This is a genomic window from Mycobacterium kyorinense (genome assembly GCF_002101735.1).
Taxonomy (GTDB): domain Bacteria; phylum Actinomycetota; class Actinomycetes; order Mycobacteriales; family Mycobacteriaceae; genus Mycobacterium; species Mycobacterium kyorinense.
Genome location: NZ_LQPE01000058.1, coordinates 21055 through 47261, shown reverse-complemented (window position 1 = coordinate 47261; position 26207 = coordinate 21055). Strand labels below are relative to the sequence as shown.

The following is a 26207-nucleotide window of genomic DNA, read 5'->3' as shown; positions in this document are numbered from 1 at the left end:
GGTGTCTTCGCCCGCATCGCTCAACGCTTACTCGCACTGGCCGCCGTGATCTGGCACAACTGGAAAATCAACACCCCCACCAAACGATCACTGATCGCCTACGACCACTGACCGGGATAGGAATCACTCATCTAGTTCTTGTGCCGAGACTGCGCCAGCGCGTCGCAGAGCCGAATTGGCGACCTGACACACTTTCAAGCCATGGGAACCAACCAGCGCGCACAGATTGTCATGACCGAGGCGGAGATCGCGGAATTTGTCGCCACCAGCCGCACCGGAACTTTGGCCACCATCGGGCCCGACGGCCAGCCGCACTTGACCGCGATGTGGTACGGCGTTGTCGACGGCGAAATCTGGCTCGAGACCAAAGCCAAATCACAGAAGGCGGTCAACCTCCGGCGCGACCCGCGGGTGAGTTTTCTGCTGGAGGGCGGCGACACCTATGACACGCTGCGCGGGGTGTCCTTCGAAGGTGTGGCAGAGATCGTCGAGGATCCCGACGCGATTTTCCGCGTCGGAGTCAGCGTGTGGGAGCGCTACACCGGCCCCTACACCGACGACGTGAAGCCCATGGTGGACCAGATGATGAACAAACGGGTCGCGGTGCGCATCGTGGCCCGCCGCACTCGGTCGTGGGACCACCGCAAGCTCGGCCTGCCCACGATGCCGGTGGGCGGTTCGACCGCGCCCGCCGCGGTCTAGCCGCCAGCGAAAAAGTAGCCCCGATGGGATTCGAACCCACGCTACCGCCGTGAGAGGGCGGCGTCCTAGGCCGCTAGACGACGGGGCCAGAACTGATCCGAGCTGTCAGCATAGCTCACAGCCGTATGCCCACCTAATTGCTTGCGGTGGACAAACTTTGCTGGGGTACCAGGACTCGAACCTAGAATGGCTGAACCAGAATCAGCTGTGTTGCCAATTACACCATACCCCATCGGCGCCCTGAAACCGCTGGTCAGAGTTCTGCACTGCCGCTTCTGCCAACCGCCAAGGGCCGACGTGCAGACTACCAAAGAATCCGGTCTCAATGCTCACGCGCTGCCCGCAGCCGCTGCAGGCTTCGGTCGCGCCCAAGCAGCTCCAGCGATTCGAACAGCGGCGGGCTGATGGACGCCCCGGTGGCCGCCACCCGGATCGGGCCGAAGGCCTTGCGCGGTTTGAGGCCGAGACCCTCCAGCAGCGCGCTCTTGAGCGCGGCCTCGATACCCGCCGTCGTCCAGTCCGTCACCGCGTCCAGGGCCGTTGCGGCGGCGTCGAGCACCGGGGCGGCATCGGGGCCGAGCTCCTTGGCTGCGGCCTTCGGGTCGATCGCGTACTCGTCGTCGTTGAGGAATTTCAGCAGCGCCCACGCGTCTCCGAGCACCACAATGCGGGTCTGCACCAGGCCCGCGGCCACCGCGAACCCCGCCTCGTCGAGCCCGGTGTCGTGGCCGTGCACGTCGAAGTAAGCCCGCAGTCTGGCGGTGAAGTCGTCGGGGTCGAGCAGCCGGATGTGCTCGGCGTTGATCGCGTCGGCCTTCTTCTGGTCGAACCTGGCCGGGTTGGCGTTGACGTCGGCCACGTCGAAGGCGGCCACCATCTCCTCGATGCTGAACACGTCGCGGTCGCCGGCGATCGACCAGCCAAGCAGCGCCAGGTAATTCAGCAGCCCTTCGGGAATGAACCCGCGGTCGCGGTGAGCGAACAAGTTCGACTGCGGGTCACGCTTGGACAGCTTGCGGGTCCCTTCGCCCAATACCGTTGGCAGATGGGCGAATTCAGGAATACGCTCGGCCACACCGATGCGGATCAGCGCCTGATACAACGCGATTTGGCGTGGGGTCGACGGCAGCAGGTCTTCACCGCGCAGCACGTGGGTGATCTTCATCAGCGCGTCGTCGACCGGGTTGACCAAGGTGTACAACGGATCCCCGGTCGCGCGGGTCAACGCGAAATCCGGCACCACACCCGCGGCGAAGTTGGTGGGCCCGCGCACCAGGTCGTCCCAGCTGAGGTCCTGGTCGGGCATCCGTAGCCGCACCACGGGTTTGCGCCCCTCGGCCAGATAGGCCGCCCGCTGTTCATCGGTCAGATCGCGGTCGAAGTTGTCGTAACCCAACTTGGGGCTGCGTCCGGCCACGAGATGGCGCGCCTCCACCTCCTCGGCCGTCGAAAAGGCCTGGTATGCCTCGCCCGCGGCGAGCAGGCGATCCACCACATCGCGGTAGATGTCGCCGCGTTGCGACTGCCGGTACGGGCCGTACGGTCCGCCCACCTCGGGGCCCTCGTCCCAATTGAGTCCGAGCCAGCGCAGCGCGTCCAGCAATGCCAGATAGCTTTCTTCGGTATCGCGTTGCGGATCGGTGTCTTCGACCCGGAACACGAACGTGCCGCCGGTGTGCCGCGCGTAGGCCCAGTTGAACAACGCGGTGCGGATCAGCCCGACATGGGGAACGCCGGTGGGCGACGGGCAGAACCGGACCCGAACGTTCACGATTTTCCTTTGCGGACAACGGGATTGGTCAATGTGCCGATTCCGCTGACGGTGACGCTGACGGTGTCCCCGTCCTCGATCGGCCCGACGCCTTCGGGGGTGCCGGTGAGAATGAGGTCACCTGGCAGCAGGGTCATCACGGCCGAGACCCATTCCACTATCGCGCCGATGTCGTGAATCATCAGCGAGGTGCGGCTGCGTTGTTTGACTTCTCCGTTGACCTCGGTGCACAACTCGAGATCGGACGGGTCGACGTCGGTGTCGATCCACGGCCCGACCGGACAGAACGTGTCGTGGCCCTTCGCCCGTGTCCACTGACCATCGGATCGTTGTTGATCTCGGGCGGTCACGTCATTGGCGATGGTGTAGCCCAGGATGCTGTCGGTCGCCCGGTCGGCGCTCACGTCCTTGCAGGGCCTGCTGATGACGGCGGCGAGCTCGCCTTCGAAATGCACCGGTGATGCATTGGCGGGCAACCGAATCGGCACGTTGGGACCGATGATCGCGGTGTTGGGCTTCAGAAAGATCACCGGGTCGGCCGCGTCCTTTCCCGACCCGCCCATTTCGGCGACGTGCGCGGCGTAGTTCTTGCCGACGCAGATCACCTTGCTGGCCAGCATCGGTGCCAGCAGCCGTACGTCGGCCAACGGCCAGGAGCGGCCGGTGAACGTCGGTGTGCCGAACGGATGTTCGGCGATTTCGCGGACAGTCATCCCGCTGGGGTCATTCGGGTCGCCGTCGATGCTGACGAAGGCGACGCCGTCGGGACTGGCGATTCGGCCAAGGCGCATTCGTTGGATGCTAGTGGCGGTCGCCAGCGCGGCGAAGCCGGGCGCCGCGGGCCGACACCATAGAGCTAGTGCCGGTCGCGACGGCGCCCGCCGGTGACCATCGCTACCAAGAAGTCCTCCAGGTGCTCGCGGCTGACGTCGAGTTCGTCGCGCAACCACAGCGTCACCAGATCGAACCCGCCGGCGACAAGCGTGAACGCCGCCAGGTCGATGTCAGGATCCAGCGACTCCTGCCCGTCGAGCAGTGCCCGGCCCTGGTCGGCCATCACTTTGGCCAGCATCTTCACCAGCTCCAGGCGGCGCCCCCGCAATCCGTCGGTGGTCTGCGACTCGATCAGCAGCCGCCCGCGGCGCGGATCGTCGGCCAGGAAATCCAGACCGCTGCCGATGGCCGCGCGGGCACGAAGCACCGGATCGGGCGCGGTGGCCTCGATCGCGGGCAGCAGTGCGCTGAATGCCCGGCTGATCTGGTCGTCGAGCATCGCCAGCACCAGCTCGTCGACATTGCGGTAGCTCTCGTAGAAGTAGCGGTCGTTGAGCCGAGCCCGGGCGCAGACGCCGCGCACCGTGAGGCTGCCGACACCGTGGGCAGCGACCAGGTCCAGTGCGGTGTCGATCAGCACGGCCTGCCGCCGCGAGCGCCGCTCGCTGTGGGTGGCACCACCGTAGGTGCGCGCCGTGCCCGCCATGGGCTCGATTGTCGCATCCTTGACCCACCCAGCTATCTGGTGAAGACTGTCACCAGATAGCCGATATACCGCTCCGGAAAGGCTCGCGATGACGTCTCGCGACGAAAGATTGCCGAATCCGCCGTTCCTGTCCGGGTTTCCGATGAACGACTCGTTCGACCGGCTGGTTGGCATGCTGGACTACACAATGTTCGTGGTGACCACCCAGGCCGATGGCCACCGGTCGGGCTGTCTCGTCGGGTTCGCCACCCAAACCAGTTTGAACCCACCACGGTTTCTGGTCGGCATGTCCAGGCGCAACCACACCTTCGGCGTCGCAAGCAAATCCGGGCATTTGGCCGTACATGTCTTGGGCCGCAACAACATTGAGCTGGCACGGCTGTTCGGCGGCCAAACCGGCGACCAGATCGACAAATTCGCGCAATGCGCGTGGCACAGCGGTCCGGAGGGCATGCCGATTCTCGACGATGCGGCGGGATGGTTTGTGGGCATGACACTGGACCGAATCGACCTCGGCGACCACGTGGGTTACCTGCTGGAACCGGTTGCCGGCTCCGCGCCCGAGCGTGACGACGATCTCGTCAGCTTCTCCGACGTCACCGACCTCGAGCCGGGCCACCAGGCCTGAGTTACGTCTTGTCCTCGTTGGCCCGCGGGAATCCGCCGCCCTGCGGGAACAGCGGGAACACCACGTCGTCGAGCTTCTCCGCGTCGCCGGCGGTCTTGTTCACCGTTGCGCCCCAGACGTTTCCGTCCGGCGACATCCGCAACGCCCACGCATGGGCGTGCGTGTCCTGACGCACCACGTCGGGCTCGCCCGTAACCGCGCCCGTGGCCGGCGCGAGATGGACGGCCACGGTCTGTTTGGTGTTGATCAGGTTCACCAGCACCGTGCCGTCCAGGGCCGCGCAACCGGCGACACCGGGCCGGTCCGGCCAGGTCCACACGGTAGACACCTTGGAGTCCTTGGTGATGCGCTGCAGTCGGTCGGCAGTGGGCGCGCGGTCCACCACGTACAAAGACCCGTCGACCGGGTCGGTGCACAACCCGCCGCCCGAGCCGATGCCGGAAAGCGCGGTGGTCGGCGGGGCCTGGTTGAGCGTGGTCGGCTGCTCGATGCGCAGCACCTTGCCCGCCGGCGAACCCGGGTCGGCGGCCATCGCCGCGTTGCCCGCGTCGCCGGTGAGCACCACCAGCGTGGTCGGACTGGTGAACAGCAGCGCGCCGGTGTTGCCGGTGGCGCCCTTGGGAATTCCGGTCAGGATGTCTTTGGGGATATCGCCGTCGGCGATCCGGATCACCCGGTTGTCGCTGGGCGTGCTGACGTAGGCGTACATCAGCCGGTCCTGCTTGTAGGTCGGGGACAGCACGATGTCCATCAGCCCGCCGTCACCGGAGGGGTCGACCGGGATCACCGTCTTCACCTTGGGCTCGGCGCTGACCGAGACCTCTTTGACCGCACCGGTGGTGCGCTCGGCGACCAACGCCGACTTGCTGTCGGGCAGCATGATCAACCCGCTGGTGCTCTCGAGGCAGCCCTGCATGACGCCGGGGGCCGGACACTGCTTGGGGAACGGCTTGGCGGGCAACGGTGGCGGCGGGGGAGGAGTGGACGTCGGCGGCGGGCGCCGATTCGGTTCGGTGGTGAACGGCTCGGACTGGGCGTCGTTGAACCGGGCGCAACCGCTCACAACCAGCAGCGACGCACACAGCGCGGCGAACCCGCACCGAACCGACCGCCGTAACCGCATGTCCGCAAGGGTACGGACACCGCGGCGGTCCCCGCCACGCCGACCCGCCCACGCGCCAGGTCACGGGGAGATCAAGGCGCCCGGCAAAGTGTCCCGGGCGTCAGTTGCTTGGCTTTAGGCTGGCACGGTGACCGGTTCCTTTGACTTCACCCGCTGGCACCGACTCGAGGAGGCCGGCTCGTCGCCCAAGCGGGAAACCCCTCCGCCACAGCAGGAGCCGCGTCCACCGCAGCAGCGGGAGTCAGCGCCGCACAAGCTGCTCGAGCCGGAGGAAACCGCCGAAAAAGAGGTCGAGGCGCCCAGCGACGAGGCCAAGTCGGAGCCCACGGCCATCGAAGCCGACGAGGCCGCCGACGACGTCTCCGACGACACCGCGCAGCCGGCGGTCGCCGAGCGTGATCCGCTGCCGTCGGTGCAGCCGCGGCTGGTCGACGATCCCCGGCTGAAAATCGCCAAACAACGCGGCACCCAGCATCTGGGCTTGATGGTGCTGCGAGCCGGCGTCGGCGCGGTGCTGGGCGCCCACGGCCTGCAAAACGCATTCGGCTGGTGGGACGGCCAGGGCCACGACGGCTTCACACGTTCACTGACGGGCCTGGGCTTCCAGCACGCCGACATCCTGGCTTGGGTGGCCGCCGGCGGCCAGATCGTGGCAGGCGCGCTGTTGATTCTCGGCTTGTTCACCCCGGTGGTCGCCGCCGGCGCATTGGCCTACCTGGTCAACGGCCTGCTGGCCAACATCGCGGCCCAGCATCAGCACGGCCACCCCAGATTCCTGCTCGACGGCAGCGAATACCACGTCGTAGCCATCGTCGCGGTGGTTGCGATCCTGCTGGCCGGCCCGGGACTGTACGGACTTGACGCGGGTCAGGGCTGGGCCCGCCGGCCGTTCATCGGCTCGTCGGTGGCGCTGCTGGTGGGTATCGGCGCCGGCATCGGCATCTGGGTATTGCTCAACGGCGCCAATCCGCTGGCGTGAAACACCGACGAGTGCATCAGTCTGGTAAAAGCGCCGCTCAAATCCCCAATCTCGGCCGAACTGCCCTTACCCTGACACGCGTGACCAGTCAATCGCATGACGCACCTTGGCGGCGGCCGGAGGACTCCGAGGCGCCAACCCCGGGCCGACCGGCAACCGCAAGCCTGGTCGACCCGGAAGACGACCTGCCGTCAGCCACCTATGCAGGCGATTTCGAGACCACCACAATCCCGCACTACGACTCCACCAGCGCGCGTGTGTCCAGCAGCGGATACGGCCTGGTCGGTGCGTCGCAGCCGTTGCCCTACGTCCAGCCGCCGGACACCGGCCGCCACTCGGTGTTCGGTCCGCCGGACACCGACACCGCCGAGCAGGACGAGCGGGTCCGCGCGGCCGGCCGCCGCGGCACCCAGGACTTTGGCCTGCTGATCCTGCGGGTCGGGCTCGGTTCGGTGCTGATCGCGCACGGGCTGCAGAAGCTCTTCGGCTGGTGGGGCGGGCACGGGCTGACCGCATTCAAGAACTCGTTATCCGATGTCGGCTACCAGCACGCCGACATCCTCACTTATGTCGCCGCGGGCGGTGAGATCGTCGCCGGGGTGCTGCTGGTGCTGGGACTGTTCACCCCGCTAGCCGCCGGGGGCGCGCTGGCTTACCTGATCAACGGCCTGATCGCTTCGGTATCCGGGCAGTCCGACTCGCGGTCGTTTCCCTACTTCTTGCCCGACGGTCACGAGTACGAGATCACGCTGATCCTGGTGGCGGCCGCCGTCATCCTGATCGGCCCCGGCCGCTACGGGTTCGACGCCGGTCGCGGGTGGGCGCGGCGGCCGTTCATCGGTTCGTTCGCGGCGCTGCTGCTGGGCATCGGCGGCGGCATCGCCGTGTGGGTTTTGCTCAACGGCGCCAATCCCCTGAGCTAGGCATACGGATTGGGCACTCGGCCCGCGCTGGCCTCGGCCAGCAAGGGCAGCGTGGCAAAGGTGACCGCGGGTAGCCGCAACTCGCCGCCCGCCTTGAGCCGGGCACGAGCCCAGGAGCTCTTGCTGAACCGCAGCCCGTCGATCTCCTCCCAGCGCAGCGACCGGCTACCCAGCAGCGTCCGGACCGTCACGCCGTCTTCGTCGGCCACGGTGCGCAGCCGAACGATCAACGCCGACAACACAATTGGGATCACCAGCAATGGTGCGGTCGGTGGCCAGGTCAACACCGGCACCAGCAGGCCGAGCGTCAGGAAGCCCACCGCGAAATGCGCCATCGGCGAAATCCTGATCACCGCCGGCGGTGAGTGAAAAGCCACGCTGGCATCATGTCATTGCCCGTTGAAATCGCGCCCAGGGCTGCGCCGCGACGCAAATCACGACCCTGAGTGCAATCTCAACACGGGAGGTGCCAGTGCACCCGGATTTGACGGCTGACCTGTGCGGAGGCTACCGTCGAACGTTATGGACAGCCGCGAAATGCTCGTAGTACTCGGTCGGCGCGTTGGTGGCTGACTAGTTTCGAGCTCCAACGCGCAACCCTCGTGCAGCAGCTGAGCTGGCGGGGGTTTTTTGTTGTCATCGAGAGACCACGAAGAGGACCCAGTGAGCGCACCCACCACGCGACCAACCGAGCGATCGGCCGCAATGCCGGTCGCAAACGGCGCGTCTGCTGCACCTAAACCGAAACACGTTGCGCCGCAACAGATGACCGGCGCGCAGTCGGTCATCCGGTCGTTGGAGGAACTCGACGTCGAAGTCATCTTCGGCATACCGGGCGGTGCGGTGCTGCCGGTGTATGACCCGCTGTTCGACTCCAAGAAGCTGCGCCACGTGCTGGTTCGCCACGAGCAGGGCGCCGGGCACGCCGCCAGCGGCTACGCGCACGCGACGGGCAAAGTCGGCGTCTGCATGGCCACCTCGGGCCCCGGCGCCACCAACCTGGTCACTCCGATCGCCGACGCGCAAATGGATTCGGTGCCGGTGGTGGCGATCACCGGGCAGGTCGGGCGGTCGCTGATCGGCACCGACGCGTTCCAGGAGGCCGACATCTCCGGCATCACGATGCCGATCACCAAGCACAACTTTCTGGTTCGCAGCGGCGACGAGATTCCCCGCGTGATCGCAGAGGCGTTCCACATCGCGGCCACCGGGCGGCCGGGTGCGGTGCTGGTCGACATCCCTAAAGACGTCCTGCAGGCCCAGTGCACGTTCGCCTGGCCGCCGCGGATGGACCTGCCCGGCTACAAGCCGAACACCAAGCCGCACAACCGCCAGGTCCGCGAGGCCGCCAAGCTGATTGCGGCCGCTCGCAAGCCGGTGCTCTACGTCGGCGGCGGCGTCATCCGTGGTGACGCGACCGAGCAGCTGCGCGAGCTGGCCGAGCTGACCGGAATCCCGGTGGTCACCACGCTGATGGCGCGGGGCGCCTTCCCCGACAGTCACCCGCAGCACCTGGGCATGCCGGGCATGCACGGCACGGTCGCGGCGGTGGCCGGCCTGCAGCGCAGCGACCTGCTGATCGCACTGGGCACTCGCTTCGACGACCGGGTGACCGGAAAGCTCGACTCGTTCGCGCCGGAGGCCAAGGTCATCCACGCCGACATCGACCCGGCCGAGATCGGCAAGAACCGCCACGCCGATGTGCCGATCGTTGGCGACGTCAAGGCCGTCATCACCGACCTGATCGCCGCGCTGCGCCACGACGGGGCCAGCATCGAGATCGACGACTGGTGGGAGTACCTGCGCGGCGTCAAGGCCACGTACCCGCTGAGCTACGGGCCGCAGAGCGACGGCAGCCTGAGCCCCGAGTACGTGATCGAAACCTTGGGCAAGATCGCCGGGCCCGACGCGGTGTACGTCGCCGGGGTCGGCCAGCATCAGATGTGGGCCGCGCAGTTCATTTCGTACGAAAAGCCGCGCACCTGGCTCAATTCCGGCGGCCTGGGCACCATGGGCTTCGCCATTCCGGCGGCGATGGGCGCCAAGATCGCCCGCCCGGACGCCGAGGTGTGGGCGATCGACGGCGACGGCTGTTTTCAGATGACCAACCAGGAGCTGGCCACGTGCGCCATCGAAGGCGCACCGATCAAGGTCGCGCTGATCAACAACGGCAACCTGGGCATGGTGCGGCAATGGCAGTCGCTGTTCTATGCCGAGCGCTACTCGCAGACCGACCTGGCCACCCACTCGCATCGCATCCCCGACTTCGTCAAGCTGGCCGAGGCGCTGGGTTGCGTCGGATTGCGTTGCGAGCGTGAGGAAGATGTAGCAGACGTCATTTCCCAGGCGCGCGCGATCAACGACCGGCCGGTGGTCATCGACTTCATCGTGGGCGCCGATGCGCAGGTGTGGCCGATGGTGGCTGCGGGCACCAGCAACGACGAGATCCAGGCCGCGCGTGGCATTCGCCCGCTCTTCGACGACGAGGGCAACGAGGGGCACGCCTGATGAGCGCTACCAGCCATACACTTTCGGTTCTGGTCGAGGACAAACCCGGTGTGCTCGCGCGGGTCGCGGCGCTGTTCTCCCGGCGCGGCTTCAACATCGAGTCGCTGGCCGTCGGCGCCACCGAGCAGAAAGACATGTCCCGGATGACGATCGTCGTCTCGGCCGAGGACACGCCGCTCGAACAGGTCACCAAGCAGCTCAACAAGCTGATCAACGTCATCAAGATCGTCGAGCAGGACGACGACAATTCGGTGTCGCGCGAGTTGGCGCTGATCAAGGTGCGGGCCGACGCGAGTACTCGCGGCCAGATCATCGAAGCGGCGAACCTGTTTAGGGCCAGGGTAATTGACGTGTCCCCGGAGTCGCTGATCATCGAGGCCACCGGTACCCCGGCGAAGTTCGAGGCGCTGCTGCGCGTGCTGGAACCGTACGGTGTGCGCGAAATCGTCCAATCCGGATTGGTGTCGCTGTCGCGCGGTCCGCGCGGCATCGGCAATGCGAAATAACTCATCGAAGGAAGTAAGGAAACATACAGTGGCAGTGGAGATGTTCTACGACGACGACGCGGACCTGTCGATCATCCAGGGCCGCAAGGTCGGCGTCATCGGATACGGCAGCCAAGGACATGCGCACTCGCTGAGCCTGCGCGACTCCGGCGTCCAGGTGAAGGTGGGCCTGAAGGAAGGCTCGAAGTCGCGTGCGAAGGTCGCCGAGCAGGGGCTCGAGGTCGACACTCCCGCCGAGGTGGCGAAATGGGCCGACGTGATCATGCTGCTGGCGCCCGACACCGCGCAGGCCGACATCTTCAAAAACGAGATCGAGCCGAATCTTCAGCCCGGCAACGCGCTGTTCTTCGGTCACGGGCTCAACATCCACTTCGAGTTGATCAAGCCGGCGCCTGAGATCACGGTGGGAATGGTCGCGCCAAAAGGCCCGGGGCACTTGGTGCGTCGCCAGTTCGTCGACGGCAAGGGTGTGCCGTGTCTGATTGCGGTGGCGCAGGACCCCAACGGCGAAGGGGAGGCGCTGGCGCTGTCCTACGCCAAAGGCATCGGCGGCACCCGGGCCGGCGTCATCAAGACCACGTTCAAAGAGGAGACCGAGACCGATCTGTTCGGTGAGCAGGCCGTGTTGTGCGGCGGCACCGAGGAATTGGTCAAGGCCGGATTCGACGTGATGGTCGAGGCCGGCTACGCGCCGGAGATGGCCTACTTCGAGGTGCTGCACGAACTCAAGCTGATCGTCGACCTGATGTACGAGGGCGGCATCGCGCGGATGAACTACTCGGTGTCCGACACCGCGGAGTTCGGCGGCTACCTGTCGGGCCCGCGGGTCATCGACGCCGACACCAAGGAGCGGATGCGCGAGATCCTGCGCGACATCCAGGACGGCACCTTCGTCAAGAAGCTGGTCGCCGACGTCGAGGGCGGCGGCAAAGAACTCGCGCGGCTGCGCAAGGAGAACGCCGAGCACCCCATCGAGGTGACCGGCAAGAAGCTGCGCGACTTGATGAGCTGGGTCGACCGCCCGATCACAGAGACGGCATAGCCGTCGCCGTGCGATTTCGGCGCGATAACTATCGCTGCGCGACGATTATCGCGCCGAAATCGACAATTTCGGCAACTCGCGAACGCCGAACTCGCGCTTGAGTACCGTCCGCGCGGCGTAATACCCGCACATGCCGTGCACGCCGCCGCCTGGTGGCGTCGCGGCTGAGCACAGGTACGCCTTGGGAATTGGTGTCGCCCAGGGATTAAGTCGGGGCGTTGGGCCGAGAAGGGCACGCACCACGGAGTTTCCGCCCACGCCGATGTCGCCGCCGACGTAGTTCGCGTTGTGGTCGGCCAGCCGCGCGGCGGGCACGCTGCGAGCCGCCACCACGACGTCGCGAAAGCCCGGCGCGAATCGCTCGAAAATCGTTGTGACAGCCTCGGTTTGGTCCACCGTCGAGCCCGACGGCACGTGGGCGTAGGTCCACAACGGTCGACGACCGTCGGCATCGACACGGCCCGGGTCGCAGACATGGGGTGTGGCGGCCAGCACCATCGGCCATTCCGCGTGCCGTCCGGCGGCCACCTCTGCTTCGGCGTGGGCCATCTGGGCACGGGTGCCGCCGAGGTGGAACGTCGGGACTTGCGCCAGACGGGCGTCGGACCATGGAATGTCGTCGCTGATCACAAAGTCGACCTTCGCCACGCCTGGTCCAAACCGATAGCTGCGCAACGCTTTCGCATATCGGGCTGGTAATGCGTCACCGTAAATGCGCAGCAACGCGGTGGGGGCGGTGTCATACAGCACGACACCACTCGGCGGTTCGGTGACTTCCACGTCGGAGGTCAGCTCGCCACCGTGTGCCCGCAAATCGGCGATCAGCGCATCGGCGATCGCCTGACTCCCGCCCACCGGGATGGGCCAGCCGGCCGAATGGGCCAGGGTCGCGAGCATCAGCCCGGCGGCTGCCGAGACCAGGGACGGCATGCGTGAAATAGTGTGGGCGGCAACGCCGCTGAACAGCGCACGGGCATCTTCGCCCGCCAGTGACCGCCACGCCGGAGTGGCCTGCGCGAGCATCCGTGGCCCCAAGCGCAGCGCCGGCAACACAGCGGTGGGCACCGAGCGTTTGTCGCCGAGTAGTAATCCGACCACCGCGTCAGCGTTTTCGACCAACGGGCCCAGCAGCCGTCGCCATGATGCGCCGTGCTCTAGGCCATCGCAGGTCCGCTCGAGATCGTGGTAGGCGATCGCGGCCGGACGGTCCGGCAGCGGATTGGCGTAGGCGAGCTCCGGCACCATCAGCTTCACGCCGCGGGCGGCCAAGTCGAATTGCGCCATGAAGGGCGATGCCAGCGCCAGTGGGTGCACCGCCGAACAGATGTCGTGCGACACCCCCGGAAACTCCGGATCGGCAAGCGTGCGCGAGCCGCCGCCGAACGTCGGCTGGGCCTCGACCACCTGCACCGACAGCCCCGCACGGGCACAGATGACAGCGGCGGTCAGTCCGTTCGGTCCACTACCGACGACGGTGACGTCCATCCCGTGATGGTAAGGACCACCGCGGTCGCACAGCGACACAGTCGTTGACTCTGCGGCTACCAGGCAAAACTGCGAGTAGCTCGCCTGGTCAGCGCAGAGTCATCGGTGCTGCCGGCAACCCGCTGCGCCCGGCTCCGCCGCGCTTGCGATCGCCGCTTAGGCTGGCCGGGTGAGCCTTCCCGTTGTCTTGATCGCTGACAAACTTGCCGAATCGACCGTCGAAGCTCTGGGCGACCAGGTAGAGGTGCGCTGGGTGGACGGCCCGGACCGGCAGAAGCTGCTGGCCGCGGTACCGGATGCCGACGCGCTGCTGGTGCGCTCGGCCACCACCGTCGACGCCGAGGTGCTATCCGCCGCACCCAAGCTCAAGATCGTCGCGCGCGCCGGCGTCGGGCTGGACAACGTCGACGTCGACGCCGCCACCGCCCGCGGCGTGCTCGTGGTCAACGCGCCGACATCGAACATCCACAGCGCAGCCGAACACGCGATCGCGCTGCTGCTGGCCGCCGCCCGCCAGATCACCGCGGCCGACGCGTCGCTGCGCGCCCACGAGTGGAAGCGCTCGTCGTTCTCCGGCACCGAGATCTTCGGCAAGACCGTCGGCGTCGTCGGCCTGGGCCGCATCGGCCAGCTGGTGGCCCAGCGGTTGGCCGCCTTCGGCGCCTACCTGGTGGCCTACGACCCGTATGTGTCGCCGGCCCGCGCCGCGCAGCTGGGCATCGAGCTGCTCACCCTCGACGAGCTGCTGGCCCGCGCCGACTTCATCTCCGTGCATCTGCCCAAGACACCGGAGACCGCCGGGTTGATCGACAAGGAGGCTCTGGCCAAAACCAAGCCGGGGGTCATCATCGTCAACGCCGCACGCGGCGGGCTGGTCGACGAGTCCGCGCTGGCCGAAGCAGTGTCCAGCGGCCACGTGCGGGCCGCCGGCATCGACGTGTTCGCCAGCGAGCCCTGCACGGACAGCCCGCTATTCGAATTGCCGCAAGTAGTCGTCACCCCGCATCTCGGGGCTTCCACCGCCGAAGCCCAGGACCGCGCCGGCACCGATGTGGCGGCCAGCGTAAAGCTGGCGCTGGCCGGCGAATTCGTGCCCGACGCAGTCAACGTCGGCGCCGGCGTGGTCAGCGAGGAGGTGGCGCCCTGGCTGGATCTGGTGCGCAAGCTCGGCGTGTTGGCCGGTGCGCTGTCCGACGAGCTGCCCGCCTCGCTGTCGGTGCAGGTGCGCGGTGAGCTGGCGTCGGAAGACGTTGAGGTGCTGCGACTTTCGGCCCTTCGCGGCTTGTTCTCCGCAGTCATCGAGGACCCGGTCACGTTCGTCAACGCTCCGGCGATCGCCGAAGAACGCGGGGTCGTCGCCGACATCAGCACCGCCACCGAAAGCCCCAACCACCGCAGCGTCGTCGACGTGCGGGCGGTGGCCTCCGACGGCTCGGTCGTCAACGTCGCCGGCACGTTGACCGGGCCGCAGCTGGTGGAGAAGATCGTCCAAATCAACGGGCGCAACTTCGATTTGCGCGCCCAGGGCACCAACCTGGTGATCAACTACATCGACCAGCCCGGCGCGCTGGGCAAGATCGGCACCCTGCTCGGCGCGGCCGGTGTGAACATCCACGCCGCGCAGCTGTCCGAGGACACCGAGGGCCCCGGCGCGACAATCCTGCTGCGGCTGGACCGCGATGTCCCCGACGACGTGCGGTCGGCCATCGCGGTGGCCGTCGATGCCAACAAGCTTGAGGTGGTTGATCTTTCGTGAAGCTAGCGGTGATTCCCGGCGACGGGATCGGCCCCGAGGTGGTAGCCGAAGCCGTCAAGGTTCTCGACACCGTGCTGCCCGGGGTGGAGAAGACGAGCTACGACCTGGGTGCCCGGCGCTTCCACGCCACAGGGGAGGTGCTGCCCGATTCGGCGATCGCCGAGCTGCGCGCACACGACGCGATCCTGCTCGGCGCCATCGGCGACCCGTCGGTGCCCAGCGGCGTGCTCGAACGTGGCCTGCTGCTGCGACTGCGCTTCGAGCTGGACCACCACATCAACTTGCGACCCGCGCGGCTCTACCCGGGCGTGGACAGCCCGTTACGCGGCAACCCGGAAATCGACTTCGTCGTGGTCCGCGAGGGCACCGAAGGCCCCTACACCGGCACCGGCGGCGCGATCCGCGTCGGCACCGCCCACGAGGTAGCCACCGAAGTCAGCATCAACACCGCCTTCGGTGTGCGCCGCGTCGTGCAGGACGCCTTCGAGCGCGCCCAGCAGCGCCGCAAAAAGCTCACACTGGTGCACAAGACCAACGTGCTCACGTTTGCCGGCTCGCTGTGGTCGCGGACCGTGCAGGAGGTCGGCGAGAAGTACCCGGAGGTCGACGTTTCCTACCAGCACGTCGACGCCGCGACCATCCATCTGGTCACCGACCCCGGCCGCTTCGACGTGATCGTCACCGACAACCTGTTCGGCGACATCATCACCGACCTGGCCGCCGCGGTGTGCGGCGGAATCGGCTTGGCCGCCAGTGGCAACATCGACGCCACCCGGACCAACCCGTCGATGTTCGAGCCGGTCCACGGCAGCGCGCCCGACATCGCCGGTCAGGGGATCGCCGACCCGACGGCGGCGATCATGTCGGTGGCGCTGCTGCTGTCCCACCTCGGCGAAGACGCTGCCGCCGCGCGAGTGGACCGGGCCGTGGCGACCCATCTGGCCAGTCGCCCGACCGAAAAGTTATCCACCGCCGAAGTCGGCGAACGGATCGCGTCCGCGCTCTAGTCTCCAGGCCCGGCGGCAACACGCGGGTCGGGACGAACGGAATCGCAGCGAGCGGGAACAGTCCGCATACCAGCCACGCCGTGGGATAACCGGCCGCCGTGATCAGCGCCCCGAACACCGGCGGTCCGGCCGCGGCGGTGAGTCGCTGAGTGGTGTTTTGGATGCCGAGCGCCCGTCCGCTCCAGTACGGCCCGGCGTACTCGGTGATCGCGGTGGACTCCAACCCGTTGTCGAGCACGGCGATCACCGCTGCGGCGACCATGACCACCACCTCGAGTCGCCAGCCCACCCGGTCGATCAGGCCCAACAGGAACATGCTCAGCGCGGCCGCGATGGCGACCGTCCGTAGCGGCCGCATTCGCGAGCCCACCCGGTCCGACCATCGGCCGGCCAGGATCCGCCCGACGGCGCCGAGCAACTGCGAGATGGTGACCAGCGCGCCGGCCGACGCGATCGACCAATTGTGGTCGTTGATCAACCAGACGAGCATGAACGTGACCGTCACCGTCTGCGGCATCATCAGCAGCGACGACGTGATGTGGATGCGCCGCAAGACCTTCGGGCGGCCGCGATACGGGTTGGCCAACTCCTGCTCGGTCGCAGCAGCCCGCGGCTTGCGCGGCGGGTCGATCACCCCGATCGCGCTGGCCACCGCCGACACCGTGCACATAAACGCCGGAAACATCAGCCCGGCCACTGGGCCGCGTTCGGCCAGCTCCGGAATCACCAAGGCGCCCAAGGCAATTCCCACTGGCTGCGCTGTTTGGCGGATTCCCATCGCCAGCCCGCGGTGATGCGGCGGGAACCAGCCGGACACCAGCCGACCGCCGGCCGTGTTGCAACTGGCTGCGGCCATGCCACCGACGAACAGAAACGCCCCGATGGCAATCAGCGAGTGGACTGTCGTCGCGGCGTAGGCGGCGGCCGCCGTCAGTGCCGACCCCGTCGTGAGCACGATTCGCTCGCCCACCCGATCGAGCAGGGCGCCCCAGGCGATCAGCGTGACCACCATTCCGAAGCTCGGCATGGCTGCCAACAGACCGGCCTCAGCCAGCGCGGTACCGCGTTCGGCTTCCAGCGCGGGGATCAGGAAGGCGACGCCGTTGATGAAGATGAACGCACTCGCCGTCACAGCCAGCGAGATCGCCACCATCGACCAGCGAGTTCCGGCACCGATCGACTCCGTCGCCATTCAAGACATCGTTCCACACGCATGTGGCGGCGATGTCGGCAAACTCACGTGCCGCGCGGCCGGGCGCCTACCGGCACTATCGGCAGCGCCAGGATCGGGAACAGCGCGCACACCGCGAATGCCAGCGGATAACCGCCCGCATCGATCAATTCACCGAAGACCGGCGGGCCGGCGCCGGCGGTCAACCGCTGGGTGGTGTTCTGGGCGCCCATCGCGCGTCCGCTCCAAAACGGCCCGGCGAATTCGGGGATCGCGGTGAACGCCAACCCGTTGTCGAGCACGGTGATCACCGACGCGACGACCATGATCGGCACGGCAAGCGGCGAACCCAAGCGATCGGTCAGCGCCAGCACCGCCATGACGACGGTGGCACCCACGGCGATCGTGCGGATCGGCCGCATCCGCGAGCCGACCCGATCCGACCACCTGCCGGCGGCGATCCGGCCCAGCGCCCCGAGCAGTTGCGAGACGCTGACCAGCGCGCCGGCCGCCGCGGTCGACCAGCCGTGTGCGCGGATCAGCCACACCAGCATGAACGTCAACACGACGGTCTGCGGCACCATCAGCAGCGCCGACGCCAGGTGCAGGCGCCAGAGCACCGCGGCGCCGCGGTAGGGGTTGGCAAGTTCGTCGGCGCTGGCCGCTGCCCGTGTCTTTCGCGCTGGGTCGAGCACGCCGATGGCGCTGGCGACCGCCGCAGCTGCGCAAACCGATCCCGGAAACAGCAGCGCCACCGAGAAATCGCGTTGGCCGAGCTCGGGAAGAACCAAGGCCGCCAACGCAATTCCCAGCGGCTGAGCGGTCTGGCGGATGCCCATCGCCAGCCCGCGCTGGTCCTTGGGAAACCAGCCGGTCACCAGTCGGCCGCTGGCCGTGTTGGCGCTGGCCGCGGCCATACCACCCGCGAACAGGCACGCTCCGATGGTCAGCATGGAGTGCACCGACGCCGCGCCGAAGGCGGCCGCCGCGGTCAGCGCCAGGCCCACGGTGAGCACGACCCGCTCGCCGACCAGGTCCAGTAGGTAGCCCCAGGCGATCAGCGTCAGCACCATGCCGAGGCTGGGCATCGACGACAGCAGACCGGCTTCGGCGAGGCTGATGCCGCGTTCAGCATCCAGCGCCGGGATCAGGAACGCGATGCCGTTGATGAAGACGGTGGCGCACAGTGTCGCCGCCAGTGAAATGCCCAGCAGGGACCAGCGCCGCGTCGCGCTGATCGTTGCTGCCGGCACCCTTCCATGGTGCAGACGTCAGCCGGTGGCGGCCAGGACGTCGTGACGCCGGTAGCTGCGGTCGCCGCCCGTCTCACGGAGGCCACGGCCGACGAAGCGCCGCCGCGACCATTGCCCGAATTCTTCGCTGAGCCGCGTCGCGCCCGGCAGCAGCCGGCGGAACTCGAAAACCCGGTTGATCGCCGAGGTGGCCAGCACCGCCGCCTGCAGCGGCTTGTTGTCCGGCAGACCGAGCTGGTCGGCGTTCGACCGGCCCAGCATCAGCCGGCTGTAGGAGGACAAAAAGCCCCGGGCCAGCGCGGTCAGCGGATCCTCATCCGGCGGACCGGTGTGCAGCGCCTGCGCCAGCCGATAGGAGTCCTCGTCGGGCCGGAACTCGGTGTCGGCCTCGAGCCAGAAGAGCCGCCACGTGTCGTCTTCGGTCGCCGGGACCAGTTCCGGGTACACGCCCATCAGCAGACCCACGTAGCGCCACAGGTGAAAGACCGCGTCGCGCTCGCGCGCCGAGAACTTCACGCCCATCGCCTGGCACCCGGCCAGGTTCGCCAGCGAGAACAGCATCAGCGTGCCGGCCAGCTGCACCTGGTTGAGCGGGTGATCCCAGGCGGCGAAGTCCCAGTCGTCGCGGCGGCTCATGGCCGCGCGCACCATCGCATGCATCAGCCGGACCCGCAGCGTGCCGGTGAAACCCGGCGCGAAACGCTGCAGGCCGCCAGGGGAGGTGACGTCGATGAACCAGGTCGCGGTCTCGTTGAGCCGCCGCGGCGCCATCCGGCGCAGATCGCCGGTCCCCACCAGCGGCTTGTCGGCCTTGGACGCCAGGTAGCCGCCGGTGAGCGCCAGGCCCGGCAGGGCCAGCCCGATGCCGACCAGGCCCGTCCGCATCGTCACTCGCGCTGCCAGGTCGAGCTTGGCGTGGTCCAGCCAGTACGGCCGGTCGTCGACCTGGGCGAAAAACGCCACCAGCTCCTCGGGCGGGTCGGTGACTGCGTCGATGCCCTGCTCGACGGCGACATCGAACATGCGCCGGCCTTCTCCGGTCGGCAATCGCTGCATCATCGCCACGATGTCGTCGGCCAGCGGGTCACCGATGGTGGCGAAGCGACGAAACGATTCCCGCTGCGCGACGGTGGCCCGCACGTCGCCGGGCGCCAACAGGCGCATGAAGACGTCGCTCACCTAGCCATGATGGCTCAGCGTTCGGCGAGCTCGCGCGGTACCACGAACACGTCGACGAGCGCGCCGTTACGCCACACCGTCATCTCGATGCGGCGCGCGATCGCATCTTCGACCATGAGCTGCTGAATCGCGGTGGCGGTCACCACGTTCTTGCCGTCGACACTGACGACGATGTCGCCACGGCGCAGGCCGGCTTCGGCGGCCGGGCTGCCCGCGACCACACTGGCGATCTGCAGCCCGTGCGTGGTGCCTAGTTTGGCGGCGACGACGGGCGGCACCGGAATATGTGCGCCGGCGATGCCGAGCCATGCGCGGCGCACCCGGCCGGCATGCATCAAGGCGGCGATGATCTTGTGGGTCGACGCGTTGATCGGTACAGCCAGGCCCAGGCCGACTCCCGCGACTGCGGTGTTCACCCCGACCATCTGTCCGCGGCCATCGGACAACACGCCGCCGCTGTTTCCCGGATTCAGCGCGGCATCGGTTTGGATCACCTCGTCGACGACCCGGCCGGCACGGGTGGGCAGTGAGCGCCCGAGACCGGAGACAATGCCAGCCGTGACGCTGCCGGCCAGCCCGAGCGGATTGCCCACCGCCACAACCAATTGGCCGACGCGGAGATCCTCCGCGCGTCCCATCGTGACCGGGGCGGGAACGGCACCACGGGCTTTGAGCACGGCGAGGTCGGAGAGTTCGTCGCGCCCGGCGATATCGACGCCCACCGTCGTGCCGTCGGTGAATGTCGCCTGCGCAGTACGTGCTCCGGCGACGACGTGCGCACTGGTCAGAAGGTAGCCGTCGGGCGTGATGACGCTTGCGCTGCCCGCGCCGTTGCCGCGGCGGCTGCGTACCGCGAGGCTGGCGACGCTGGGCAGCACCGCCTGGGCGACGGCGGTAACCACCGCCGAGTACGCGTCCAGCGCGTCGGCGTCGTCAGGCATACCCGCGTCAGCGTTGCAGCGGTGCGAGGTATGCCCCTGTTCGCCGTGGGCTTACGCCGCGCCCGTCAGGCGCAGCGGCACGCGAGTGGGAGCTCTAACCGGCGGGCTTGAGGAGCGCCACCATCGCCTCGACCTGCTCGCGGTCGAGCACTGCCGTCGACCCGTCGGGCAGACCGAGGATCCGGTCGGTCGTAATGCCGTGCAGCTTGATGCGCTTCACGCAGTCATCGATGGCCTTGCGTCGGGATTTCGCGTCGCGTGCATTGAGTACCTGAACCAGGTTGGTCTGCAGGCTGGCCGCGAACCCCTGAATGATGTCACCGACGCCCTCGGGATCGAAGGTGTCGAACACGCCCTCGCGTACTCCCTGGGTGATGACTTCGGTGAGTACCGGCCGGAAGAGGTCCTCCCAGATCGTCACGATCTTGGCGAACAGCGCGTGGTTGTTCGGCTCGAACAGTGGCGTCATAGCCGCGATCTGTTCGGGGGCCCCCATGGCGATCTTGACCTGATAACTCGCCGCAAGTCCCGCGTTGAGGCGTTCCAGCGCGTTCTTGCCGGGCTGCTCGAAGACCGGGCGCAAAGCTTCGAAGGCCTCCGCGGCGCTGCGTTGCGCCAGCGCGGTGATTAGTGCCTCCTTGGATGGGAAGTAGTGGTAGAAAGCGCCTTTCGACGTGCCTGTCGCAGCGAGAAGGTCGTTGAGACTGACATTTTCATAACCACGTTCGAGGAAGAGCGCGAGTGCCTGGTCGAGCACTTCGCCCCTCCGGACGTCCTTGGGTTTCACGACACGCGGCATGGCGGTATCGAATCAGTCGGACTTCTTCAGCCACCCCACATATGTCAGGTACAGGCCGCACAGCGCGAGCAACCCGAAACCGGCCCGCACGGCGCCGATGGCAGGGCTCGATGCTTCGGTGGCGTTTTCGGCCCCTTGGACGATCAGCTGTGGCGTGGCAAGCAATGCGAAGCCTCGCAGCAGCAAAAACCAGCCGAACAGCGAAATGATCACCGCCGCAATGCTGCCCCAATACTGGTGGAACGCAACGACGAACAGGCCGGCAAAGAAGAGCAGCGCGCCCAGCACCCACGGCCACATCGGGTCGTCGGCGAAACCCGACAGCTGGCTCCCGACGCTTTTCGCTCTGATCGCGACGATCGCGGGCACGACGGCGATGAACGGACCGAGCACGCGTGCGAATGAGCGCGTGCGCTGCGAGCGATCGGCCGGGGCGGTAGGGGTGCGCATGGTTACCGAACCTTCTCGACGTGGCGGCGGACGTCGTCTTCGTTTTAGACCACCGGTCTATAGATTAGACCACCGGTCTAACAGGTCCGCAAGATTCCGCGGTTGCCGAACATGTGTCACAAATCCGTCCGCACGATCCGTCTGGTGTGCGTCAGCAGTTCACACACGAAAGGGCAAGACCATGAACGAGATCGTGATCATCGGCGGCGGATACACCGGCATGGCCGCGGCCATCAGCCTGGCAGCGCGGGTGCGCCGCCGCGAGGACACCCACATCACGCTGGTCAACCCGGAGCGCCGGTTCACTGAGAGGCTGCGCCTGCACCAGGTCGCGTCCGGCCAACAGCTGGCCGACTTGCAGATCCCCGATCTGCTCGAGGGCACCGCCGTCACGTTCGTCGAGGGCTGGGTTACGGCCATCGACGCCGACGCGCAGACCGTCCGCGTCGACGACGTGCGCACCCTGCGCTACGACACGTTGGTCTATGCGCTCGGCAGCGTCGCGGACACCGCCGCGGTGCCGGGCGTCGACGAGTTCGCGTACACGCTGAACAGCGCACACGACGCGGCATTGTTCGCCGAACAGCTGGATCGGCTCGGCGACGGCACCGTCGTGGTGGCGGGCGGCGGCCTGACCGGTGTCGAATCCGCTGCCGAGATCGCCGAGCAGCATCCCGAACTGGACGTCGTCCTGCTGAGCCGGACGACACCGGGCTCGATGATGGGCCCCAAGGCACAGGCACGCCTGCACGCGGGATTGACCCGATTGGGCGTGCAGGTCCGCTCCGGTACCGAGATCGTCAAGGTGATGGCCGACGGCGTGGCGCTGGCCGACGGCGACGTGGTTGGCGCGCAGGCAGTGCTGTGGACCACCGGGGTGCGGGTGTCACCGCTGGCGGCCGCCGCGGGATTGCGGGTCGACGAGCGCGGCCGGATCGTCACCGACGAGTCGCTGCGCTCGGTGTCACACCCCAACGTCTACGCCGTCGGCGACGCCGCCGCCATCCGGCAGCGGTACGGGGTCATGCACGGCACCTGCCAAAGCGGAATCCCGACGGCGCTGCACGCCGCCGCGTCGATCAGCCGGCAACTGAAAGGCAAGCAGCCCAAGAAGTTTCGATTCGGCTACGTGCACCAGCCGGTGAGCTTGGGGCGTCGCGACGCGGTCATCCAGTTCACCCGCCCCGACGACAGCCCCTCGCGGTTCTACTTGGCCGGCCGGTGGGCCGTCGCGTACAAAGAGACGGTGAGTTCCAGCCCGTGGCCGACCTACCGGCTGCTCAAGGCAGTGCCGTCGGTGGGCACCACGACGTGGCGCCGCGGCGGCCGGTTCACGCGATGAGCAGCGACCAGCAGACCTTCGAGGACCACCGCAAGCTGTTGTTCGCTATCGCGTACCGGATCCTGGGCACAGCCGCAGACGCCGAGGACGTCGTCCAAGACGCATGGTTCAAATGGTCGGCGGCCGACCGGGGGCAGGTCGCCGATCCGAAGGCCTATCTGGGACGGATCGTCTCCAACCTGTCGATGGATCGGCTCCGGTCCAGCCAGCGGCAACGGGAAACCTATGTGGGCCCGTGGCTTCCGGAGCCGATCCTCACCAGCGCGGACACCGCCGACGACGTCGCTGCCGCCGAGTCGGTGTCAATGGCGATGCTGGTGGTGCTGGAGACGCTGAGTCCGTTGGAGCGCGCCGTTTTCGTCCTCAAAGAAGTGTTCGCCTTCAGCTACGCCGAAATCGCCGAAGCCCTGGACCGTTCCGAGTCCGCCGTGCGCCAGGCCGGTCATCGAGCGCGCGAACATGTGCAGGCCCGGCGACCCCGGTTCGAGACGGACCACGCCAAGAAGCGCGAGATCACCGAGCGGTTCTTCGCCGCAGCCGCCGGCGGTGACATCAACGAGCTCATGGAACTTCTCGCCCCCGACGTCACGCTCTGGACCGACGGCGGCGGAAAGGTCCGCCAGGCACTGCGTCCCATCCTGGGCAACGAAAAGGTGGCTGCCTGGATCGCCGGCACGATCAAGCGACCCTACGAGGGCGTCGACATCGCGGAGATGGCAGTCGAAGTCGTCGACATCAACGGCGGACCGGGCATCGTCTTCAGCGGTGCGGGACGCGTGATCGCCACCCTGACAGTCGATCTCGACGCCGACGGGCGCATCGTCACCATCCACAACGTGGCCAATCCCGACAAGCTCGGGGCCGTCGCCGACGGTGTGGCCAGGATGTAGCGTGCTAGGCCTGTTGGCCGCAGGCCTTGAGCACCAGTTCGCGCACCCGCGCCGCGTCGGCCTGGCCCTTGGTCGCCTTCATCACGGCGCCGACGATCGCGCCAGCCGCCTGCACCTTGCCGCCGCGAATCTTCTCCGCGATGTCGGCGTTGGCGGCCAGCGCCTCGTTCACCGCGGCCTGGATCAGCGAATCGTCGCGCACCACGGCCAGCCCCCGGGCCGTCATCACCTGTGCGGGCTCGCCCTCGCCGGCCAGCACACCTTCGACCACTTGGCGGGCCAGTTTGTTGGACAACTTGCCGTCGTCGACCAGCGCGATGACCTCGGCGACCTGCTTGGGCGTGATCGGCAACGCGTCGAGGTCGACACCGGCCTCGTTGGCCTTCTGCATCAGGAAGCTGCCCCACCAAGCGCGCGCCTTGTCGCTGGAGGCGCCGTGTTCGACGGTGGCGATCACCAGGTCGATGGCGCCGGCGTTGACCAGATCGCGCATCACCTCGTCGGAGACGCCCCACTCCTGCTGGATTTGCTTGCGGCGCAACCACGGTAGCTCGGGAATGGTCTGGCGCAGGCGGTCGACGAACTCGGCGCTGGGCGCCACCGGCTCCAGGTCGGGTTCGGGGAAATAGCGGTAGTCCTCGGCGGTTTCCTTGGTGCGGCCCGGGCTGGTGTAGCCGGACTCGTGGAAGTGCCGGGTCTCCTGGGTGACCCGCCCGCCAGACGCCAAAACAGCGCCCTGCCGTTGCATTTCGTAGCGGACCGCGACCTCGACGCTTTTCAGCGAGTTGACGTTCTTGGTCTCGGTGCGGGTGCCGAACTGTTCGGCACCGACCGGCATCAGCGATACGTTCGCATCGCAGCGCATCGAACCCTGGTCCATCCGCACATCGGAAACCCCCAACGCGCGCAACAGGTCTCGCAGTGCAGTCACGTAGGCCCGGGCGATCTGCGGGGCCCGCTCACCGGTTCCGACGATCGGCTTGGTGACGATCTCGATCAGCGGCACGCCGGCGCGGTTGTAGTCGATCAGCGACGTGGTCGCGCCGTGGATGCGGCCGGTCTCGCTGCCGATGTGGGTCAGCTTGCCGGTGTCCTCCTCCATGTGCGCGCGTTCGATGTCGACGCGCCAGGTGGTGCCGTCCTCGAGTGGCACATCGAGGTGGCCATTGACGGCGATTGGCTCGTCGTACTGCGAGATCTGGTAGTTCTTGGGCATGTCCGGATAGAAGTAGTTCTTCCGGGCAAAGCGACACCACGGCACGATCTCGCAATTCAGCGCCAGCCCGATCCGGATCGCCGACTCGACGGCAGCCTGGTTGAGCACCGGCAGCGACCCCGGCAGGCCCAGGCACACCGGGCACACCTGGGTGTTGGGCTCGGCGCCGAAGGCGGTGGCGCAGCTGCAGAACATCTTGGTGGCGGTGGACAGCTCGACGTGCACTTCCAGGCCGAGCACCGGCTCGTAGCGTGCGACGACGTCGTCGTAGTCGAGCAGCTCAACCGCAGCAACAGTCATGGACTAGATCCTAGGAGCTCATCGTTCCCGCGGGTTCTTCAGGCGACCCGCCCACCCGTTCGTGCGCCGTAAGCAACAGATGGTCGAAAACCGAGCGCGACGGGATGCCATCTCGACTGGCAGCGCAGAAGTCCGCAGCGACCTGCTGGGCAAGCAGCCGCAACTTGACGTTGCTTTCCTGCGATCGCCACTTGAGCAGGCCGAAGGCGGCGTCGGCGTCGATGCCGTAGACGAGCATCAGCATGCCCTTGGCCTGTTCGATGCTCGACCGCTGGCCGGTGATCTCGGCCACCTTCTCCGTGATCGCATCTTCGCCGGGCTGGTCCGAGGCGGGGGTGATGTCGACGTAGTAGCCGTGGGTGCCGACAACCACACCGCCGCCGTCGGTCAGCTGATCGCCCACCACCACGACGTGGTGCACGGCGCCGCCGGTGTCCAGGATGCGATGCCGGGTGCTGAACGGCTGGCGGGTGTGCAGGACGTTGTCGATGGTGGCGGCCACCTGCCGCCGATCGTCGGGGTGCTTGTGGGAGAGCACCAATTCGGTCGTGGGCGTCACCGTGCCCGGCTCGTAGCCGTGCATGCGCTGCACTTGCTCGGACCATTCCCAGCGCTGGTCGTCGAAAAAGAAGCGGAACCATCCCACCCGCTGCGGCGCACCAGCGGCCAGCGCCTGCTCGGCCTCGGTTGTCTGACCGTCTAGTTCGCCGGCCACGAACCACTTTCTACGTCGTCTAGAGGAGGCGGTGACGAGCG

24 protein-coding genes, 2 tRNA genes and 2 pseudogenes are annotated in these 26207 nt (G+C 67.4%); 12 read left to right on the top strand and 16 right to left on the bottom strand.

Going from position 1 to position 26207, the window contains the following annotated elements; genetic code table 11:
- Together AWC14_RS28105 and AWC14_RS08890 are read left to right on the top strand one after the other, a co-directional pair.
- Window positions 1-111: pseudogene (locus tag AWC14_RS28105) on the top strand (IS982 family transposase); the annotation flags it as partial.
- 90 nt (window positions 112-201) lie between these two features.
- Window positions 202-702 carry a pyridoxamine 5'-phosphate oxidase family protein gene (locus AWC14_RS08890; RefSeq protein ID WP_045384451.1) on the top strand — a complete coding sequence of 167 codons (501 nt, stop codon included), beginning with the start codon at window positions 202-204 and terminating at the stop codon, window positions 700-702.
- Window positions 703-717: 15 nt separating this feature from the next.
- On the opposite strand, the gene AWC14_RS08885 is transcribed toward AWC14_RS08890, so the two are convergent.
- The 5 genes from AWC14_RS08885 to AWC14_RS08865 all read right to left on the bottom strand — a co-directional run bounded on the left by AWC14_RS08885 (window position 718) and on the right by AWC14_RS08865 (window position 3953).
- Window positions 718-790, bottom strand: a tRNA-Glu gene (locus tag AWC14_RS08885).
- Between the two features lie 72 nt (window positions 791-862).
- Window positions 863-934, bottom strand: a tRNA-Gln gene (locus AWC14_RS08880).
- Between the two features lie 90 nt (window positions 935-1024).
- Complete coding sequence (gltX, locus tag AWC14_RS08875) at window positions 1025-2473, bottom strand: glutamate--tRNA ligase (RefSeq protein ID WP_045384453.1); 1449 nt, start codon at window positions 2471-2473, stop codon at window positions 1025-1027.
- The gene (locus AWC14_RS08870; RefSeq protein ID WP_045384456.1) at window positions 2470-3264 is read right to left on the bottom strand and encodes a fumarylacetoacetate hydrolase family protein; all 795 of its coding nucleotides are present in this window, start codon (window positions 3262-3264) and stop codon (window positions 2470-2472) included. Before AWC14_RS08870 ends, gltX begins: the two co-directional genes overlap by 4 nt.
- Before the next feature lie 65 nt (window positions 3265-3329).
- Window positions 3330-3953: a TetR/AcrR family transcriptional regulator gene (locus AWC14_RS08865; protein ID WP_057003398.1), complete on the bottom strand. Its 624-nt coding sequence runs from the start codon at window positions 3951-3953 to the stop codon at window positions 3330-3332.
- A gap of 88 nt (window positions 3954-4041) precedes the next feature.
- On the opposite strand from AWC14_RS08865, the gene AWC14_RS08860 reads away from it, so the two are divergent.
- A complete protein-coding gene (locus AWC14_RS08860) occupies window positions 4042-4581 on the top strand; it encodes a flavin reductase family protein (protein WP_428838958.1) in 540 nt (179 codons plus the stop codon).
- Between the two features lies 1 nt (window position 4582).
- On the opposite strand, the gene AWC14_RS08855 is transcribed toward AWC14_RS08860, so the two are convergent.
- Window positions 4583-5704, bottom strand: coding sequence for a PQQ-dependent sugar dehydrogenase (locus tag AWC14_RS08855; protein ID WP_045384459.1), 1122 nt, complete (start codon window positions 5702-5704; stop codon window positions 4583-4585).
- 127 nt (window positions 5705-5831) lie between these two features.
- Here AWC14_RS08855 and AWC14_RS29505 point away from each other — a divergent pair, with 127 nt between their 5' ends.
- Both AWC14_RS29505 and AWC14_RS08845 read left to right on the top strand, forming a co-directional pair.
- A complete protein-coding gene (locus tag AWC14_RS29505) occupies window positions 5832-6683 on the top strand; it encodes a DoxX family protein (RefSeq protein ID WP_052425687.1) in 852 nt (283 codons plus the stop codon).
- An 80-nt stretch (window positions 6684-6763) separates the two neighbouring features.
- Window positions 6764-7606, top strand: a complete 843-nt coding sequence (locus AWC14_RS08845; protein WP_045384462.1) for a DoxX family protein — start codon at window positions 6764-6766, stop codon at window positions 7604-7606.
- Here AWC14_RS08845 and AWC14_RS08840 read toward each other — a convergent pair.
- Entirely contained in the window at window positions 7603-7941 is a 339-nt protein-coding gene (locus tag AWC14_RS08840) for a PH domain-containing protein (RefSeq protein WP_045384482.1), read from the bottom strand. The genes AWC14_RS08845 and AWC14_RS08840 overlap by 4 nt on opposite strands.
- Window positions 7942-8311: 370 nt before the next feature.
- Here AWC14_RS08840 and AWC14_RS08835 point away from each other — a divergent pair, with 370 nt between their 5' ends.
- The 3 genes from AWC14_RS08835 to ilvC are packed head-to-tail and all read left to right on the top strand — an operon-like array spanning window position 8312 to window position 11662.
- Window positions 8312-10114, top strand: coding sequence for an acetolactate synthase large subunit (locus tag AWC14_RS08835; protein ID WP_235216035.1), 1803 nt, complete (start codon window positions 8312-8314; stop codon window positions 10112-10114).
- Entirely contained in the window at window positions 10114-10620 is a 507-nt protein-coding gene (ilvN, locus tag AWC14_RS08830; RefSeq protein WP_045384464.1) for an acetolactate synthase small subunit, read from the top strand. Before AWC14_RS08835 ends, ilvN begins: the two co-directional genes overlap by 1 nt.
- 28 nt (window positions 10621-10648) lie before the next feature.
- Entirely contained in the window at window positions 10649-11662 is a 1014-nt protein-coding gene (ilvC, locus tag AWC14_RS08825) for a ketol-acid reductoisomerase (RefSeq protein ID WP_045384466.1), read from the top strand.
- A 45-nt stretch (window positions 11663-11707) separates the two neighbouring features.
- Here the strand turns inward: ilvC and AWC14_RS08820 are convergent, their stop codons facing one another.
- Window positions 11708-13147: a phytoene desaturase family protein gene (locus tag AWC14_RS08820; protein WP_045384468.1), complete on the bottom strand. Its 1440-nt coding sequence runs from the start codon at window positions 13145-13147 to the stop codon at window positions 11708-11710.
- A 169-nt stretch (window positions 13148-13316) separates the two neighbouring features.
- Between AWC14_RS08820 and serA the strand changes: the two genes are divergently transcribed.
- Both serA and AWC14_RS08810 read left to right on the top strand, forming a co-directional pair.
- Window positions 13317-14903 carry a phosphoglycerate dehydrogenase gene (gene serA, locus AWC14_RS08815; protein WP_045384469.1) on the top strand — a complete coding sequence of 529 codons (1587 nt, stop codon included), beginning with the start codon at window positions 13317-13319 and terminating at the stop codon, window positions 14901-14903.
- Complete coding sequence (locus AWC14_RS08810; protein ID WP_045384471.1) at window positions 14900-15910, top strand: 3-isopropylmalate dehydrogenase; 1011 nt, start codon at window positions 14900-14902, stop codon at window positions 15908-15910. Before serA ends, AWC14_RS08810 begins: the two co-directional genes overlap by 4 nt.
- 133 nt (window positions 15911-16043) lie before the next feature.
- On the opposite strand, the pseudogene AWC14_RS08805 reads toward AWC14_RS08810, so the two are convergent.
- The 6 genes and pseudogenes from AWC14_RS08805 to AWC14_RS08780 all read right to left on the bottom strand — a co-directional run.
- A pseudogene (locus tag AWC14_RS08805) lies at window positions 16044-17063 on the bottom strand (MFS transporter); the annotation flags it as partial.
- 83 nt (window positions 17064-17146) lie between these two features.
- Window positions 17147-18334, bottom strand: coding sequence for an MFS transporter (locus tag AWC14_RS08800; protein ID WP_193393854.1), 1188 nt, complete (start codon window positions 18332-18334; stop codon window positions 17147-17149).
- An 18-nt stretch (window positions 18335-18352) separates the two neighbouring features.
- On the bottom strand, window positions 18353-19513 hold the full coding sequence (locus AWC14_RS08795) for an oxygenase MpaB family protein (protein WP_045383738.1): 1161 nt from the start codon (window positions 19511-19513) through the stop codon (window positions 18353-18355).
- A 14-nt stretch (window positions 19514-19527) separates the two neighbouring features.
- Window positions 19528-20454, bottom strand: a complete 927-nt coding sequence (locus AWC14_RS08790; protein WP_045383736.1) for a S1C family serine protease — start codon at window positions 20452-20454, stop codon at window positions 19528-19530.
- A 94-nt stretch (window positions 20455-20548) separates the two neighbouring features.
- The gene (locus AWC14_RS08785) at window positions 20549-21253 is read right to left on the bottom strand and encodes a TetR/AcrR family transcriptional regulator (protein ID WP_045383733.1); all 705 of its coding nucleotides are present in this window, start codon (window positions 21251-21253) and stop codon (window positions 20549-20551) included.
- Between the two features lie 12 nt (window positions 21254-21265).
- Window positions 21266-21703, bottom strand: a complete 438-nt coding sequence (locus tag AWC14_RS08780; RefSeq protein ID WP_045383730.1) for a hypothetical protein — start codon at window positions 21701-21703, stop codon at window positions 21266-21268.
- Window positions 21704-21884: 181 nt separating this feature from the next.
- Between AWC14_RS08780 and AWC14_RS08775 the strand changes: the two genes are divergently transcribed.
- Together AWC14_RS08775 and AWC14_RS08770 are read left to right on the top strand one after the other, a co-directional pair.
- Window positions 21885-23045 (top strand): NAD(P)/FAD-dependent oxidoreductase, encoded by a 1161-nt coding sequence (locus AWC14_RS08775; protein ID WP_045383726.1) that lies wholly within the window; start codon window positions 21885-21887, stop codon window positions 23043-23045.
- A complete protein-coding gene (locus AWC14_RS08770) occupies window positions 23042-23935 on the top strand; it encodes an RNA polymerase sigma-70 factor (RefSeq protein WP_045383755.1) in 894 nt (297 codons plus the stop codon). The genes AWC14_RS08775 and AWC14_RS08770 overlap by 4 nt, the downstream gene beginning before the upstream one ends.
- Before the next feature lie 4 nt (window positions 23936-23939).
- On the opposite strand, the gene gatB is transcribed toward AWC14_RS08770, so the two are convergent.
- Together gatB and AWC14_RS08760 are read right to left on the bottom strand one after the other, a co-directional pair.
- Window positions 23940-25451 carry an Asp-tRNA(Asn)/Glu-tRNA(Gln) amidotransferase subunit GatB gene (gene gatB / locus AWC14_RS08765; RefSeq protein WP_045383724.1) on the bottom strand — a complete coding sequence of 504 codons (1512 nt, stop codon included), beginning with the start codon at window positions 25449-25451 and terminating at the stop codon, window positions 23940-23942.
- A 10-nt stretch (window positions 25452-25461) separates the two neighbouring features.
- On the bottom strand, window positions 25462-26166 hold the full coding sequence (locus AWC14_RS08760) for a PAS and ANTAR domain-containing protein (protein WP_045383722.1): 705 nt from the start codon (window positions 26164-26166) through the stop codon (window positions 25462-25464).
- Between the last annotated feature and the right edge of the window lie 41 nt (window positions 26167-26207).